Annotated in this window: 12 protein-coding genes; 4 read left to right on the forward strand and 8 right to left on the reverse strand. The window is 58.4% G+C overall.

Annotated elements, in window-relative coordinates; all coding sequences use genetic code 11:
* Positions 1-10: 10 nt before the first annotated feature.
* Positions 11-1,759: a C4-dicarboxylic acid transporter DauA gene (gene dauA / locus R3F64_RS07600; protein ID WP_332610714.1), complete on the reverse strand. Its 1,749-nt coding sequence runs from the start codon at positions 1,757-1,759 to the stop codon at positions 11-13.
* A 248-nt stretch (positions 1,760-2,007) separates the two neighbouring features.
* Between dauA and R3F64_RS07605 the strand changes: the two genes are divergently transcribed.
* A complete protein-coding gene (locus tag R3F64_RS07605) occupies positions 2,008-2,664 on the forward strand; it encodes a methyltransferase domain-containing protein (RefSeq protein ID WP_085917143.1) in 657 nt (218 codons plus the stop codon).
* On the opposite strand, the gene betT is transcribed toward R3F64_RS07605, so the two are convergent.
* Together betT and R3F64_RS07615 are read right to left on the reverse strand one after the other, a co-directional pair.
* The gene (gene betT / locus R3F64_RS07610; protein ID WP_085917144.1) at positions 2,661-4,700 is read right to left on the reverse strand and encodes a choline BCCT transporter BetT; all 2,040 of its coding nucleotides are present in this window, start codon (positions 4,698-4,700) and stop codon (positions 2,661-2,663) included. The two genes, R3F64_RS07605 and betT, sit on opposite strands and share 4 nt — an antisense overlap.
* Before the next feature lie 246 nt (positions 4,701-4,946).
* On the reverse strand, positions 4,947-5,345 hold the full coding sequence (locus R3F64_RS07615; protein WP_199283936.1) for a hypothetical protein: 399 nt from the start codon (positions 5,343-5,345) through the stop codon (positions 4,947-4,949).
* A 183-nt stretch (positions 5,346-5,528) separates the two neighbouring features.
* Between R3F64_RS07615 and R3F64_RS07620 the strand changes: the two genes are divergently transcribed.
* Entirely contained in the window at positions 5,529-6,401 is an 873-nt protein-coding gene (locus R3F64_RS07620; protein ID WP_233337275.1) for an alpha/beta hydrolase, read from the forward strand.
* A gap of 13 nt (positions 6,402-6,414) precedes the next feature.
* Here the strand turns inward: R3F64_RS07620 and R3F64_RS07625 are convergent, their stop codons facing one another.
* Genes R3F64_RS07625 through R3F64_RS07640 form a run of 4 tightly spaced genes read right to left on the reverse strand, consistent with a single transcriptional unit; the run spans position 6,415 to position 12,865 of the window.
* On the reverse strand, positions 6,415-7,113 hold the full coding sequence (locus tag R3F64_RS07625) for a response regulator (RefSeq protein WP_085917147.1): 699 nt from the start codon (positions 7,111-7,113) through the stop codon (positions 6,415-6,417).
* Between the two features lie 30 nt (positions 7,114-7,143).
* Positions 7,144-8,562, reverse strand: a complete 1,419-nt coding sequence (locus R3F64_RS07630; RefSeq protein ID WP_085917148.1) for an ATP-binding protein — start codon at positions 8,560-8,562, stop codon at positions 7,144-7,146.
* Positions 8,562-11,660 (reverse strand): efflux RND transporter permease subunit, encoded by a 3,099-nt coding sequence (locus R3F64_RS07635; RefSeq protein ID WP_085917149.1) that lies wholly within the window; start codon positions 11,658-11,660, stop codon positions 8,562-8,564. The genes R3F64_RS07630 and R3F64_RS07635 overlap by 1 nt, the downstream gene beginning before the upstream one ends.
* Complete coding sequence (locus tag R3F64_RS07640) at positions 11,660-12,865, reverse strand: efflux RND transporter periplasmic adaptor subunit (protein ID WP_199283935.1); 1,206 nt, start codon at positions 12,863-12,865, stop codon at positions 11,660-11,662. Before R3F64_RS07640 ends, R3F64_RS07635 begins: the two co-directional genes overlap by 1 nt.
* A gap of 213 nt (positions 12,866-13,078) precedes the next feature.
* On the opposite strand from R3F64_RS07640, the gene R3F64_RS07645 reads away from it, so the two are divergent.
* On the forward strand, positions 13,079-13,669 hold the full coding sequence (locus tag R3F64_RS07645) for a TetR/AcrR family transcriptional regulator (protein WP_085917151.1): 591 nt from the start codon (positions 13,079-13,081) through the stop codon (positions 13,667-13,669).
* On the opposite strand, the gene R3F64_RS07650 is transcribed toward R3F64_RS07645, so the two are convergent.
* Positions 13,666-14,466 carry a helix-turn-helix domain-containing protein gene (locus R3F64_RS07650; protein WP_199283934.1) on the reverse strand — a complete coding sequence of 267 codons (801 nt, stop codon included), beginning with the start codon at positions 14,464-14,466 and terminating at the stop codon, positions 13,666-13,668. The two genes, R3F64_RS07645 and R3F64_RS07650, sit on opposite strands and share 4 nt — an antisense overlap.
* Before the next feature lie 195 nt (positions 14,467-14,661).
* On the opposite strand from R3F64_RS07650, the gene R3F64_RS07655 reads away from it, so the two are divergent.
* Positions 14,662-16,845, forward strand: a complete 2,184-nt coding sequence (locus R3F64_RS07655) for an OsmC domain/YcaO domain-containing protein (RefSeq protein ID WP_199283933.1) — start codon at positions 14,662-14,664, stop codon at positions 16,843-16,845.
* Positions 16,846-16,925: the final 80 nt, after the last annotated feature.

Here is a 16,925-nt window from a genome sequence, read left to right on the forward strand (position 1 = left end):
ACCGGCGTTATTAATTCCCTGCTGTCACCTCGCTGCTATTCCGCCAGCCCAACCAACGGCGCGCCATGCGCTCGGCGTGGGCAAGGTTACTGACGACCGCTAGCTTGCCCGCTTCGCGCTTAATGCCCGCGCGTTTTATTTTCAGCGCCATCCGCGGCGGCAGTCCAACAAATATAACACCTACATCTTGCTCACCCAGTTCTCGTCGCAGGCTGTCCAGCGCCACCATGCCCGTGGTGTCCAGGCTAGACACGTCGCGCATATCCAGTACGACAATCCGAATGCTGTGATCAATGACTCTTAGCGTGGCAATGGCCTTTTCGGCCGCGCCGAAAAATAGCGGACCACTGATTTTGTAGAGTGCAACTTCTGGCGGAAAGTTTTCGCCGACGTCGGGTGCCGCCAAGCGCTGGGTATGAGTTAACTGTGCCATGCGACGGATAAACAGCGCGGCTGCCAGGCCAATACCCACGGCCACGGCAATCACCATGTCGAAAATCACCGTCAATGCAAAGCAGATTACCAGCACTGTGACATCGCTGGCGGGGGCGCTTTTCAGCGTATGCACAAAGTGGCGCGCCTCGCTCATGTTCCAGGCAATGATAAACAGCAGGGCGGCTAGGGCGGCCATGGGAACGTAGCCCAGTACACCCGCCAAAGCGACCACGGCAAGTAATACCACCAGCGAATGTACCACCGCGGCGACAGGAGAGCAGGCACCGCTTTTGATATTGGTCGCGGTGCGGGCCAGGGCCGCGGTAGCGGTAATGCCGCCAAAGAAAGGCACCACCATGTTGCCCAGGCCCTGACCGATTAACTCGGCGTTAGGGTCATGGCGCGTACGGGTCAGGCCATCCGCCACCGTGGCACACAACAGTGACTCAATGGCCGCCAATAGTGCAATCGCCAGTGCCGGACCGAGCAACGACTGAATCAGCGTAAAGTTGATCTCGAGCGGTGTGCCATCCGCCCCAGGGAAATGCCATGGTGCCGTAAAACCAGGCGCAAAGGGGGGAATGCCTCCGCCGGTTTGGCCTTCGAACTCCCAGCTAAAACGTGAGGCGATGGTATCGACTTCAACGCCAGTCATCATGAGCAGCGCGGCCGTCAGCGTTCCCATTGCCAAACCGACCAGCGGGGCTGGGATGGGAGTATTCAGACGGGGCCAGATTATCAGCGTCGCCAAGGTGATAAGCCCGACACTGATCTCTGCGGGTGAAAGACGGGGTAGTGCTTGGCCAATCAGCATCAGGTTATGCAGGGTGCTATCGCCAAGCTCGACGCCGGATAGACCGAGAAAGTCCGGCAGCTGCAATAGCGCAATCACCACACCGATACCCGCCGTAAAGCCGAGAATCACCGGATAAGGCACGTACTGAATCAGGCTGCCCAGCCGCGACAACCCCAGTGCGACCAAGATAGCACCTGCCATCAATGTGGCAATCAGTAGCCCGCCCAGACCGTGGCTGGCCACGATGGGAAACAGGATGACCACAAAGGCAGCGGTGGGGCCGGAGATGTTAAACCGCGAACCGCCAGTCAAGGCGATTACCGCTCCCGCCACGATGGCAGTGTAGAGACCATGTTGAGGGGGGACACCGGTGGCAATTGCCAGCGCCATGGAAAGCGGTACCGCGACTACGCCAATCGTGAGCCCCGCCATGATATCGCGCTTCAATTTGCCAAGGGTGTATCCTTCACGCCAAGCGCTAATGAGTGCACTACCAGGCACCGGAAAAACGTAACGCGAACGGGACATGCGGTAGGCCTCTTGGGTGGTAAGTAAATCAAATTGTTACGTTACTCTGCCTGCTGAATTTGCACAACGGGGCGTTATATATGATAGGGCCTCCCTAATGGTTCGCCGTGGGCACCTGGACGGCGGGTGTTAAGATATTGCCGCTTACGCTGTTGGTCAGTTGCATTGATTTGATCGGCTATCAATTCCGCCAAACTGTTCGATGGATCCGATCCACAAAGGGTCTTTTACTTTATATTGGAGTCTGTGTGACCGATTTAGAAACGCCGGATCTTCATCAGCAGCGGTTGCTTTATGTCGCCGAAAAACTTCGCGCAACCCAAGCCCGCGACGTATTGGATTTAGGTTGCGGGTCCGGAGGATTGTTACAATACTTATTGCAGGTGGAGCAGTTTGAGCGAGTCGTTGGTGTCGAACTGGACGGTGAGCTATTAGCGCAAGCCAAATTTCGCTTGGCGGATTTACCCCGAGCAAAGCAATGTCTAGAGCTGATTTGTGGCTCGTATACAGATGACAAGCAACCGCTAAAGCACTTTTCAGCCGCGGCCATGGTGGAAACCATTGAGCATATTCCTCCCGCCCAACTGTCGGCGGTGGAAAAAGCGGTGTTTGCGAGCTTCCAGCCGACTTATCTGGTGGTGACCACACCCAACGCCGACTATAACCCGTTACTCGGGTTAGAAGAGGGCGAGTACCGAGATCCAGACCATAAGTTTGAATGGTCCCGGGGGCGTTTTCAGCAGTGGGCAAGGGGAGTGGCCAAGCGCCATGGCTATCGAGTGCGCTTCACCGGTATTGGTGAGTGGCATGACGCACTGGGTCAGCCGACCCAGTTAGCGCACTTTACCCACAAAAAAACGCCCTCCCAGCCATTAGGCCGGGAGGGCGTTGCACGCTTGGTTTAAGGTTGCGTGGACTCTTCCGGTGGTTCACCGATAGTGCCCGGCATAGCCTGCTGATGGCCTGCCAGTGTCAGGAAGTGCAGGTGGCGTTCGTACTCGGCCACCAGATCACCAATCACCTGGCCACGGGTATAGCCGTTGAGGTCTTTATCCTGACCGCCTTCGGCGAGGAAAACATCCAGCCGCACGTAGAAATCATCGTCTGCCGGTATGAAGCTTGGCGTCCGCATGCGGTGCGGGCATACTTGATAGACAAAGCTGGTGGCTTCGCCAAAGTCGACCTGCAGCATCAACTTGGGTAGTGATTCGCCCTCTAACTGCTCTTCGGTCACGTTGGCGGTCTGGCCACGGCTCTCCAGCTCCTGAGCAAACTGCGTCATCGCCGGACGAATCGAGTGCTCAATCGTCGCAGCTGCGCCAGCACGGTTGGACGTATCCAGCGCACGATCAAGGCGTTCGCGCCAGTCACCCCCAGAGGCGCCGCCAGCAATCATGCGGCGTGCATCGGCCTTGCTGCCTTCAAGCTTCAAGGCTTTGACCATGCCCACCATGATAGCAAAAATCACCAGTGAGAACGGCAGCGCGGTAATCACGACGGCGCTTTGCAGCGCGTTCAAGCCACCTGCCATCAGCAGCGCAATGGTGATCAAGCCAATGATGGCTGACCAGAAAATACGCAGTTTGATCGGCGCGTCGTGGTTGACATCGCTGAGAATGGACGTGAAGTTGGCCAGTACCAGCGCGCCGGAGTCTGCCGAGGTTATAAAGAACACAATCCCCAGGATAGTGACCACTGCCGCTGTAATGCCGACATACGGATAGTATTCAAGCAGCGTGTATAGAGTGGTTTGCGGCGTATTGAGTGCCTGTTCGCCAAGCTCTGTAATGCCCTGGTTGGCGACGAGTTCGATGCCACTGTTGCCGAAGATAGACATCCACACCATCATGAAGGCCAGCGGGATAAACAACGCACCGGCAACGAACTCACGAATGGTGCGGCCACGCGAAATACGCGCCAGAAACAGACCGACAAACGGCGTCCAGGCAATCCACCAGCCCCAGAAGAAGATTGTCCACCACATTTTCCATTCTTGAGCGCCTTCACCGTCGAACGCGTAGGTGTTGAAGCTGGCGGCCACAAATCCGGAAAGGTAATCACCCGCGTTATTGACCATTTTATCCAGCAGCATCAGCGTATCGCCGGAAAACAGCACAAACAGCATCAACGCTAACGCCAATAGCATGTTGAACTCGGAGAGTCGGCGGATACCTTTCTCAACGCCAGTGACCACGGAAATCGTCGCTAACACAACGACAAGTACAATCAGGATGATTTGCACGGTGAGGGTTTCCGGCACATCGAACATATAGTTCAGGCCGTAATTGAGCTGCATGACGCCAATGCCCAAACTGGTCGCGATACCGAACACCGTCGAGATCACCGCGGTAATATCAACCGCATTACCAATAGGACCATGGATGCGCTTGCCCAGTATGGGATACAAGGCGCTACGAATTGCCAGCGGCAAACGGTGGCGGTAGCTGAAGTAAGCCAGCGCCATACCCATCAACACGTAGAGTCCCCAACCGGAGAGGCCCCAGTGCAGATAGGTTTGAACGACGGCGTTACGCATGGCTGCCTGGCTTTCAGGGGTCAGATCCGGTGGCGCCAAATAATGGGCAACCGGCTCGGCAACGCTGAAGAACAGCAAGTCGATACCGATACCGGCGGCAAACAGCATGGCTGACCATGACAAGAGGGAAAACTCCGGTCGTGAATGATCAGGCCCCAGCCGAATGCTGCCGTAGCGCGACATGCCAATCAGCGCGACAAACACCAGGTACGCGACGATGGCCAGCATGTAATACCAGCCAAATGTTTTGCTCACCCAGGCAAGGCCAGCATCGAAAAAGGTACCAGCCTGCTCGGTGAAGAGCATGGTAAGCACCAGAAAGACCACAATGCCCGCTACGCTGCCGTGGAATACCACGGGGTTGAGGCGGTCTCGGGAGGGTAGGACGGGGTTGTCTTTCGCCATGGAGGCGGACTCCTGTTGTTAGACAATGATGGAAATGCGATCAAGCAAATTTATTTTAAATGAACGTTCAAATAAAATACGCGCTTTACCCTTTCCCTTCAAGTCTGTCTTTCAACTCCCCGTGTCGCTTCCTTGATCGGTACATGGCCGATCCCGGGGTGATCAACCTCCTAGTATGATCTGGATAGAAATAGAAATGCCCGGCAGAACCGGGCATTAAGCGTATTAGACGTTAAATAAACGTGCTTATTGGCTAGTTTTTTCCTCACCGTGATGACGTTTACCTTGGGCTTCCCGGTACTCCTCACGGTACTCTTCACGGGCCTCGTGCATGGCGTCGCGCAGCGCTTCCTGCTCGTCCTCGGTCAGAATCTCGGCCATGCGTGCTTGGTGGGCGTCGCGAACGTTTTTCATTTCATTGCGAAATGTGTCGTGGGCCTCGTTAAGTGCTTGTTGTTTATCGTCGCTGAGCGCCGCGCGTTCATAAACGTCCTGACGGTGTTCTTCCATTCTCTCTTCCATGCGCTCGCGGTCATGGTGAGGCTTCTCGCCGTCGTGATGATCCGCCTGGGCGGTCGCGGCTAATGGCAACAAGGCGGCGACGAACAGCGCCGGGGCAACGAATTGACGGAGTGAAAGGGTCATGACGTATCTCCTGATGGGTGGACGCTGTCAGTATTGTCCGTCCGGGTGCAAACCCTTTGCAGGGAGTGTGCAATAATCGTGATCTTGGTAGGCTCGCTGGGGGCGGGGGATTGTTCAAGGAGAAATGCTGTGTTGCATATATCGCGGTGGTCTTGCTTACGACGCTGTAGCGCTGTGAGTGCCTTGGCGTTGCTGTTAAGCAGCTGCGGTGTCACCCATCTTGCCAGCCAAGGTGAGCCCGCCAGCGGCGCGGACGAAGGTGCGCGTCAGGCGTTGTCCTATAAGCGCCTTCCGCCTACCCCCTATACACCCGATGCATGGCCTGAGGCGCTCAATGCCGAGGTCTATTTGCCGCATTCGCCTACCCAGACCCGTCGCCCCGCGGCGCTGATTGTCCACGGCGGGGGGTGGCGCAATCGTGGTCCTGAAGATATGCAGGGGATTGCCGAGCAGCTGGCCGCGCAGGGCTACGTGACAGTGAATATCGAGCATCGTTTTGCGCCGAGCTACCAGTTTCCCGCACAGTTGCATGACCTGCAGCAGGCGATGACCTGGATTCACGCCAACGCGGATGAGTGGCAAGTGGATACGCAGCGCATCGTGGGCGTAGGTTTTTCATCCGGCGCGCACCTGGTGAGCCTGCTGGCGCTGGCCGGGTCGCAAGGGCCGCTTGCGGAGCCTTATGGCGGAGAGCATGCTCGCTTGGCCGCCGTGCTGGCCGGTGGCCTGCCCAGTGATTTACTCAAGTTTGACGACGGGCGCCTGGTGGTCGACTTTATCGGCGGTACCCGCGCTGAAAAAAATCAGGCTTACCGTCTCGCTTCCCCCGAGCGCCAGATAACGTCGGAAGCGCCGCCGTTTTTTATCTTTCACGGCACCTGGGATCAACTAGTGCCGGTGGATCATGCGGAAGACTTTTATCAAGCACTGATCGACAACGGCGTGGAAAGCGAGCTCTACCTGCTGCATGGGCGTGGCCATTTCGCCAGCTTTCTGCTGCGTGGCGGCGCCATAGAGGCGGGGATTGCGTTCCTCAACGACCAGGTTTCGCCCTGAGGTGTGCGTACCGCTAACCTTCGGGCTGGTATTTGTAGCCGACGCCATACACCGAGCGGATGATTTCCTGCTCGGGGAGCGCTTCGTGGATTTTCTTGCGCAGCTTCTTGATGTGGCTGTCCACGGTGCGCTCCGAAACGATCCGGTTGTCTCGGTACATGTGATCCATCAACTGCTCGCGGCTGAAGATGCGCCCCGGCGCCTGCATCATCACCCGCAGCAATTGGAACTCCACCGCCGTGAGACCCAGGTCGTGGCCCTGTGCCAGGGCTTGCCAGCCGTCTTCATCAAGCGTTACCAGCGCGTTGCTCGCCGCTTGCGGGGTGGTGTCGGCCGCCGCCTGGCTTCGCCGCAGTACCGCCTTGACACGGGCAACCACTTCGCGCGGGCTGAACGGCTTGCATATGTAGTCGTCGGCCCCCAGTTCCAGCCCCAGTAGGCGATCCACTTCCTCGACCTTGGCGGTCACCATGATAATCGCAATATGTGGCCATTGATGGCGGATTTCACGACATAGTGTCAGGCCGTCTTTGCCGGGCAGCATGAGGTCGAGCAGGATAAGGCGGGGAACCTGCTTTTCAATCCACGGTACCACATGATCGCCATGGTCGAGGGTGGTCACCTCGAAGCCATGGGTGGTCAGGTAGTCTGCCATCAGACGGGCAATTTTTGGCTCGTCTTCCACGACCAGTAAAGAGGGGGTATCCATCATGGCAAGCTCGCTTGAAGAAAAAGGACCGGATTAATGGTTAGCGTTCAGCAACGGGAAACGTAGTGTCCAGCATAATCCACCCAGGGTCGAATGAGAGGCCGAAAGACTGCCACCATGGGCATGTACCAGGGCACTGGCGATCGACAGGCCAAGACCGCTGCCGCCGCTAGAGCGGCTGCGCGAGCCTTCGACCCGATAAAGTCGTTCAGTGAGGCGCTCAAGCTCGCTATCGGGCACGCCTGGCGCACTGTCTTGCCAGTTGACCACGGCCTCGTTGCCGTCTTGGGCCAGGGTGACGTTGAGTGAACCCGGGGCGCTGGTATAGGCACAGCTGTTATCCATCAGGTTATCCCATAGTTGGCGCAGTCGCTGGGCATCGCCGCGAATCATTATCTCGGGGGTGATCTGTTGGGTCAGACTCATGTCGCTGTCTGTCAGCCAGCGTTCGGCATCTTCCAGGCGACCCGCCAGCGCATCGCTAAGATTCATCGGCGCCAACTGAATATCCAGTGCGCCGGCATCGCTTTGGGAAAGCAGACGCAGGTCGGCGACCAGCCGCTCCAACTGATCCACTTCCTGGCCGAGGGACCCGAGGCTTTCCTGGTTCAGCGGACGAATCCCATCCTGCATGGCTTCGATCTCACCGCGCAGCACCGCCAGCGGGGTACGTAGCTCGTGGGCGGTGTCTGAGACCCAGCGGGCCCGGGCATTGCGGCTCGCTTCCAGGGTGGCAGCCAGGACATTGAAGTCGCGGGCCAATAGCGAAAGCTCGTCGCGACCACGCTCGGGCAGTCGGCTGTGATAATCACCTTCGGTCAAGCGCCGGGTGGCGGTGGCCAGGGCCCGAGTGCGTCGTCCCAGCCACCAGGAGAGCCCACCGGCCAACAACAAGGAGGCGACACCCAGCGAGAGAACGATAATAACCAGGTTGCGCTGCTGACGTTCAAGGAAGCGGTTTTCCATGCGTTCCATGACTTGTTGGGGAGGGCGAAACCCGAGCTCCCCGATCTCTTCGTCGTCGCTGCGTAGCGTGAGCCAGTGCCAGTTGCTCTGACTGGCATTATGGGGCGGGATCACAAAACGTTCATCGGCATCGCGCAGCACAAAGTCCTGTGCCTCGCCGAGAGGACTTGGACGGTCACGGTGCTCTTGGCCCAGGGCGTGGCGTACGACCATCGGCCAGCGTTCCGGTGAGCGTTCGAGCCACGCCCAGCTTTGCCGGGGCTGCCAACGCGTCACCAGGCTGTCGGCCAGCAAGGTGGCCCGCCGCTCCTGGGCCTGGTTAAGATACTCAAGAAATCCCCGGTCAATGCTGTACGAGACGGCCAGAAAGGCGCCCGCGGAAATCGCCACGTTAACGCTCAGGATGATCAGGAACAGCTTCAGTCCCAGCCGCGAGAAACGCCAGCGAAAGCCGCCCAGGGTTGAGCGCAACGAGGTCAACGACATTAGCTAACTCCTGCTGAATGCGGCTGCGGCGGCGTACGTAACCGCTCGCGCAGATTCTCGAGGCTGAGGTAGAGGCACGGTACCAGAATCAGCAGAATCAGCGTGGCGAAAAGCATGCCAAAGCCCAGCGAAATCGCCATGGGAATCATGAAGCGAGCCTGCCGGGAGGTTTCCATTATCATCGGCGCCAGCCCCAAAAACGTGGTTAGTGTGGTCATCATGATGGGGCGCAGGCGGCGGGTGGCGGCGGTGACGATGGCTTCGCGCGCCGCCATGCCTTCGCGCCGCTTGCGGTTGGCAAAATCGATCAGCACCAGCGCATCGTTGATCACCACACCCGAGAGCGCCAGCATGCCGAGCAGGCTGATGATCGACAGTCCGAAGCCCATCAGCATATGCCCGCCAATCGCTCCGACGATACCAAACGGGATCGCGGCCATCACCAGCAGCGGTTGCAGATAGCTTTTGAACGGGATCGCCAGCAGCGCATAAAGCGCGGCCATCATCAACCACATGGAGGTGCGAAGCGTAGCGAGGTTGTCGGCGGTATCCTGCTGGCGCCCGCCCAGGGTGACGTCAAGCCCCGGCCAGTTGGTTTCCAGGTCGGGGAAAACATCCGTCTGAAGGGTGGCCATTACCTGGTTGATGGGCAGGTCATCCTCGGCATCCGCAGTGACGGTGATAACCCGCCGGCCATTAATCCGCTCAAGGCCACTGGAGGCCTGGCTCAGCGAGATGTCGGCGACCCGGGAAAGCGGCACGCTGAGGCCGTCGGGTGTGCGTACCGGCAGGCGGTAGAGTTCGTTCAGACTATTGCGGTTTTCTTCGGGCAGGCGTACCTCGACGCTGACTTCGCTGCGCCCGACAAACTGCTCCAGGGCCGTGGCACCCTGGAGGGGGCCGCGCAGGGCTTGGGCCAGATCGCTGCCGGTAAGGCCCAGCGAGCGTCCTTCGGAGGAAAGGCGCATTTCAAGCTGCGGTTTACCATCGCCCAGGCCGCTGTCGATATCGATCAAACCATAGTTGCCCAGTGAATCGGCCAATTGGTTGGCCGCTCCTTCGAGCACCTGGGTGTCAGGGTGTGACAGGCGTAAGCTAAGCGCTGCACCGCTACCCGGCCCGCCTGCATCTGAAGCAAAGCGCACCGATTGCGCGCCAAGTAAATCGCCGGTTAGCTCGCGCCACTCCCGGGCAACTCGCGAAGGCGGCCAGTCCTCCAGGCTTTCTGGCGCAATCTCCAATTCTACCTGCAGGCTCTCGCCGTCCAGGCGGGTGTGGGTGCTGCTGAAGTGGAGAGACTCCTCACGTTGACTCAGTTGATCGCCAGCCTCCAATAGCTGTTGGCTGAGTTCGCGGCTAACGCTGATATGACTGCCAATGGGCAGTGTGACGCTGGCCTCGACCTCATCGGATTCGACCCGAGGCATCAGCGAGAAACCAAGCCGCCCGCTCATGCTCCAGGCAAGCGTCACCAGCAAGATGACGATTCCCAGCGCGACGGTCAGCCAGCGGACATTGAGCGCCCGCTGCAGAAAGGGCTCGAACTGATGATAGGTAAAGTGATGAAGCCCGCCTTGCATGTGTTGGCGCAAGGCTTCCAGCGGGCGTTGCCAGGTGGGTGTCTGGCGGGGTTTACGGCTATGGGCCAGGTGTGCGGGCAGAATAAACAGCGCTTCAGCCCAGGAAATCAAGAAGACGGTGATGACCACTACCGGGACGGTCGCAAAAATCAGCCCCAGGAAGCCGGGCAAGAACAACAGAGGTAGAAAAGCGACGATGTTGGAAAGAATCGCAAAGGTCAGTGGCGTAGCGATTTCCCGGGCACCCTTGACCGCTGCATCGCGCAGCGAATAGCCCTCTTCACGGTAGCTGTAGATATTTTCACCCACCATGATGGCGTCGTCGACCACAATCCCCAGCGCGATGATAAACGCGAACATCGATATCATGTTCAGCGATACGCCGATCCAGGGAAGGAATAGCATCGCGCCCAGGAATGCCGTGGGGATCCCAAGCGTGACCCAGAAAGCCAAGCGGGCTTCCAAAAACAGCGCCATCAAGACCAGGACCAACGCCAGGCCCATCCATGCGTTTTTCAGCAGCAGGCTCAACCGGTCTTCGTAGACCTCGGAGCTGTCCCGGGAAACATCCAGACTGACACCTTCGGGTAGCCCGGCACGCAGGCGTTCAAGCTCGCCGTTGACGGCTTCTGAAATGCTGGTCGGTGTTTGGTCGCCAATCTGATAAACATCCACCGAGAGGCCGGGTTGGCCGTTATAAAACTCCTCCCGGTCGGTTTCGGCAAACCCCTCGCGTACGTCGGCGATATCGCCTAGTCGAATTGGCATACCCTGGGAGCTGGTGAGAACCGGCAGCTCGGCGAAGGCATCGGCGCTGTTTCGTCGCCCCTGGTAGCGCACCAGCCATTCACCTTCGTTGGTGGTCAGCTGGCCGCTGGCCAGGTCCAGCGCTTCCTCACCAATCACGCTGGCCAATGCCTGATGATCCAGGCCGTAGCGTTCAATGGCTTCGTCATCCAGCAGCACCTGGATTTCCCGGGCGCGATTCCCCGATAGTTCGGCACGGGAAAGGCCGTCGGTGGCCTGTAGTTCGGCCCGGACGTTTTCCGCGGCATCGTGGAGCGTGCCCAAGTCGGTCTGACCGTAAACCTGCAGGCTCAATACGCTTCGCGCACGACCGGCCAGGGTGAAGCGGGGCGGGTCAGCGGCGTTGGGCAGCGTCGTGATCGCATTAACCGACTGCTGAATATCCTGATAGGCGCGCATCACGTCGATGCCATCCACGAGTGTGGCGCTGACGTTGGCGCTACCCTCGCTGGCGCTGGATGTCAGTTCATCGATGCCTTCGACGTCGGAAATGGCGGCCTCAACGGGCAGCAGCAGGCTCTGTTCGATATCTTCCGGCGTGGCGCCCGGGTAGCTGATGGTGACCTGGACCACTTCAGTCTCAAATTCCGGGAAGATCTCCTTCTTGATTGCCAGCGACGCCATGAGCCCGCCGACAATAAACAGGATCATCAGCAGGTTTGGTGCAACGCCATGGTCGACCATCCACGCCAGGGGGCCTTTACGCAGCATCAGCTGTCACCCCCGTTGTCGTCCGAGGGTATGTCGCCGCGTTGTCGGATACGAACGTGCTGGCTTTCCCTGGGCTGGGCCAACCCTGCTGTCACGACGCGTCGGCCGTCGGCCAGACCGCTACTGACCAATGCCTGATCCTGGCCGCGGTAGGCGAGCGTGACCTGGCTACGCTGCAGGCGGTCATCGGCGTCGACCCACCACACCTGTTCGCCGGGACGCAGCGCGGCGGAGGGCAGGGCGATGAGATCCGGCCTGGTGCGGGTGGTAAACGAGACGCGCAGCACATCGCCAAGGCGCAGGGCCGGACCTTGGGTGTTAAGCGCCAGCGGATCATCAACGGCAATCAGTAGCTGCGCCTGCAGGCCGTTTTCTTCCAGCGCGGGAAGAATCGAGACCAGTGTTCCTTCGCGCTGCTCGCCTGCCGGCCACCCGCTGCTCGACAAGCTGACACGGCTGCCTTCCTGCAGCCAGTCAAGCCATTCGCCGGGTAGCGAGGCGCGCACCCAGAACTGGTCGACGCCCACCAGATGCAACACCTCGGTGCCCTGGCTCAGCAGGCTGCCCGCGCCGACGAGGCGCTCCTGCACCATCGCCTCCCAGGGCGAGCGGAGGGTGGCTCGGTCCAGGTTAAGCGCGGCCTGGTCGCGGGCAACGCGTGCCTGGGCAACCAGCGCCTGGGCTTGGCGCAACTGTGGCTCGCGGAGGACCAACGCCCGGCGCTCGGCGGAAAGCTGGCGTCCGAAAGACTCATACTCACTGCGGGCGCGTTGCTGCTCCGCCTGTTCAAGTGACAACTGCGCCTGGGCATCGGCTAACTGAGCCTCGGCATCTTCCAGTGCCAACTGTAGGTCGGCCTGGTCGATATACGCGACGGGGGCATCCTTTTCGACCACCCGCCCAGGCATGACACCTTCGGCGAACCGTTCGAGCTGGCCGTCGACCCGGCTGGCGAGCATGGTTGCCTGCTCGGCCTCAACGCGGCCAAAGCCTTGCAGGTCAGGAGAACGGGCGGCGGATGATACGCTGACCACATCGACCAGTGGTGGCGCGGGTTCGGGTGGGGGCTGGCGCTCGATACGCGGGGGCTGAGTGACGATCCACCATGCCAGCGCCGCACCACCTATCAAAACAAATAGCGCAACCACTGCGCTTAGCCGAATGCGACCATGTTGTGATGGTGAGAGAGGTTGATGATCTGTCATGGTCGCGGGTTATCCATTGGCCGAAATCGAAACTTAGAGCTATTGGGGCGTATCATGCTAGCATCACCCTATGTCACGCAGCGATTAGGTAAGCAATGTGTAAATTGCGTGCAACTCGCCTTGCGAAGCGCCTTTATCGCCGTAACGTGGCTCAAGACTACTTGGCTGACACTTTATTTGCTAACAATAGACTGACTGGTCTACTTTAATGATATGAAAAATACCGCTACGCGCGACAAGCTCATTGAGACCGGTGCCGAACTGATTGGTCAGCACGGCTATAATGCCACGGGCATCAATGCTGTTTTAAAAACCTGCGGCGTGCCGAAGGGATCCTTCTACCACTATTTCTCGAGCAAAGAGGCGTTCGGTCTGGCGGTGATCGATAAGTTTGCAACGGCCTATGACGCCCAGCTTGCCGAGCTTCTGGAAGACACCACGATGCCTGCGCTTGAACGGCTAAGGCGCTATTTTGCGGCGGGTCGTGAGTATATGTGCGATTGCAACCATACGACCGGCTGTCTGATTGGTAACCTTGGGCAGGAGCTTTCCGGGCAAAGCGATACCTTTCGCGATGCTCTGGATCGCGTTTTCCAGCGCTGGGAACAATATTTTGTCGCTTGCCTGCAGGACGCTCAAAAGGCCGGCGAACTCAGTGCGGCCCTGCCTGCCGATCATCTGGCCAGCTTTATTCTCTCGGGCTGGGAAGGCGCGATTCTGCGGGCCAAAACGCTCAAGTCTGTCGAGCCGATGGAGCAGTTTGAGAAAATTCTGTTTCAACAGGTGCTGGTCTCTGACGATTAATGCCTGGCTCTGAAGTGATGCTCATCCGCTGCTACATCGTTTTGGGTTGCAGCGATCAGAGCGTCATCAAGGGACGGGTCTTCCAGGGTTATCAAGCCGCACTGTGCCAGCGCTTCGTGCAGGCTGACCTGTTCATCCAGGCGCTTATACACCACCCGCACACAGCAGGGCATGCGCTCGCTATTATCCGCCACGCCCATTTTCAAGCCAGTCAAGCGCGTCACCTGGCTCTGAAAACTCGGAAACAGAATCGTCTGGGTGATTTCATGACCGTTGAGCGTTTCGTGGTCGACCAAAAAGAGCCGATCAGCAAGCTTGACCGCAGTACCCACATAGCGATTGTGGCACGAGCGGGCACCCGGCAGAGTCTGCATCCGTTCGGTGCGCTGATAGACCACGCCGCCCTCCCGTGCTTCCAGGCAAACCAGGGTACGCATTAACAGCCCTGGTCGCGACATCGAACGATAAAGCTCAAAGTAGCGGCCGATATAGCGCTCCATGCCTTCGCGGCCGCGCTGAATCAGCGCGTTAGGCCATGGCAAAGTGGTTGGGTTTTCCCTATTGAGCTGACCGGTTTGTACCAGGGCACGAAAATCCTGGTGGGGAAGGGCAATATCGCCCGTGGTGACACCAAAAAAGTGGCAAATACGCTGAAGCGCCGCGTGGCTGGGACGATAACGCCCACTCAGGTAGCGGTTAAACTGAGCTCGGTTGATCGCCAAACGCCGACAAACTTCAGCAATGGACGGGTAGTAGCTGCAGAGTAGGCGTAGATTGGCCACAAAATCGTCATGCATGGGGTGACTCTGTTCTTTCATGGGCTTTTGGGCTGCCTAATGTGATGCCTTGGGTGGCAGAGTGCAACGCTTTCCCGCTATCGGCGTTGAATAGATTATTCGGGAGACTGCCCAAGACGAAGCGGGTAAAAAACTGGATAATGGCCACCAATCAGCTTACGGCCTTTAGACATTTACCACTCCGGGTGCCCGTTCATGGAAATCAAAGTCAACTACCTCGACAACCTCCGCCTGGAGGCCAAGTTCGACGACTTTAACGTTATCTCCGACCAGCCGATTCGCTACAAGGGCGACGGCTCGGCGCCTGGCCCGTTTGACTACTTCCTGGCCTCGTCGGCCATGTGCGCGGCTTACTTCGTCAAGGTGTACTGCAACGCGCGGAACATTCCCACCGAGAACATTCGCCTGTCGCAAAATAACATCGTCGACCCGGAAAATCGCTATAAGCAGATTTTCAAGATTCAGGTCGAATTGCCGGAGGATATCTCCGACAAGGATCGCGAGGGCATGCTGCGCTCCATCGATCGCTGTACGGTGAAGAAAGTCGTCCAGACCGGCCCTGAGTTTCAAATCGAGGTGGTCGAGAACATCGACGAGGACGCCCAGGCGCTGCTGATGGGCGCGCCGGAAGGCAGCAGTACCTATATTGAAGGCAAGGATCTGCCGCTGGAGCAGACCATCGCTAATATGAGCGCACTTTTCGCTGACCTGGGCATGAAGATCGAGATCGCTTCCTGGCGCAATATTGTGCCCCACGTCTGGTCACTGCACATCCGCGATGCGGCTGCTCCCATGTGCTTTACCAACGGCAAAGGCGCCACCAAAGAGAGTGCGCTATGTTCGGCGTTGGGCGAATTTATCGAGCGTTTGAGCTGCAATTTCTTCTACAACGACCAGTTCTTCGGCGAAGAGATGGCGGGCAGTGACTTTGTTCACTACCCCAATGAGAAGTGGTTCCAGCCGGGCCCTAACGACGAACTGCCTGCGGAGATTCTCGACGAGCACTGTCTGGCGATCTACAACCCGGAAGGCGAGCTGTGCGGCTCTAATCTGATCGATACCAACTCGGGTCGCGAAGACCGGGGGATTGTCTCGCTGCCTTGTGTGCGTCAGTCCGATGGCGAGACTGTTTACTTTCCGTCCAACCTGATTGAAAACCTGTTCCTCAGTAACGGTATGAGCGCGGGCAATACCCTGGTGGAAGCCCAGGTGCAGTGCCTGTCGGAAATCTTCGAGCGGGCGGTCAAGCGTGAAATCCTCGAACAGGAGTTGACCCTGCCGGATGTACCGCAGGAGGTGCTGGCGAAGTACCCCAGCATTGTCGAAGGCATTAACGCTTTGGAAGCCCAAGGCTTTCCGGTGCTGGTCAAAGATGCCTCCATGGGCGGGCAGTTCCCGGTGATGTGCGTCACGCTGATGAACCCGCGTACCGGCGGCGTTTTTGCCTCCTTTGGCGCCCACCCAAGCTTTGAAGTGGCGCTGGAGCGCAGCCTGACTGAGTTGCTCCAGGGCCGCAGCTTCGAGGGCTTGAACGATCTACCGCTACCGACCTTCAACTCGCAAACCGTGGCCGAGCCGAACAACTTCGTTGAGCACTTTATCGACTCGGTAGGTGTGGTTTCCTGGCGTTTCTTTAGCGCCAAGCCCGACTTTGAGTTCAGCGAGTGGGACTTCTCCGGCACCAACCAGGAAGAAGCCGAGACGCTGTTTGGTATCTTTGAAGAGCTGGGTGCCGAAGTATATATGGCGGTGCACGAGGATCTGGGCGCGCCGGTTTGCCGCATTTTGGTGCCGGGCTACTCCGAGGTTTATCCCATCGAGGATCTGATCTGGGACAACACCAACAAGGCGCTGGATTACCGCGAGGATATTCTCAACCTGCACCGCCTGGATGACGATCAACTCACCGATCTGGTCGAACGACTGGAAGACAGCCAGATGGACGATCACGCCGATATCATCACGCTGATCGGCGTCGAGTTTGACGAGAACACCGTTTGGGGGCAGTTGACCATTCTGGAGCTGAAACTGCTGGTCTATCTGGCGCTTCAGCGTCATGAAGAGGCGCTGGACTGCGTGCAGATGTTCCTCCAGTACAACGACAACACCGTCGAACGTGGTCTGTTCTACCAGGCAGTGAACGCGGTGCTGGAAATCGCCCTGGATGACGAGCTGGAACTGGATGATTACCTGCCCAACTTCCAGCGCATGTTCGGCGAAGCCACCATGGAAGCGGTGGTGGGCTCGGTGGAAGGCGCCGTGCGCTTCCATGGCCTAACGCCGACCAACATGCAGTTGGAAGGCCTTGAGCGCCACCAGCGCTTGATCGAAAGCTATAAGAAGCTTCACGCGGCACGGGCGGCGAGGGCGGAAGTGTAAAGAAACAACGCCACGCCGCCTGTATATCTCGCTGAACTAAAAGTGCGCAGCCTCATAAGGCGCGCACTTTTTTTATGATG

The organism is Halomonas sp. 5021, from assembly GCF_036663435.1.
In the GTDB taxonomy this organism is placed as follows: domain Bacteria; phylum Pseudomonadota; class Gammaproteobacteria; order Pseudomonadales; family Halomonadaceae; genus Vreelandella; species Vreelandella janggokensis.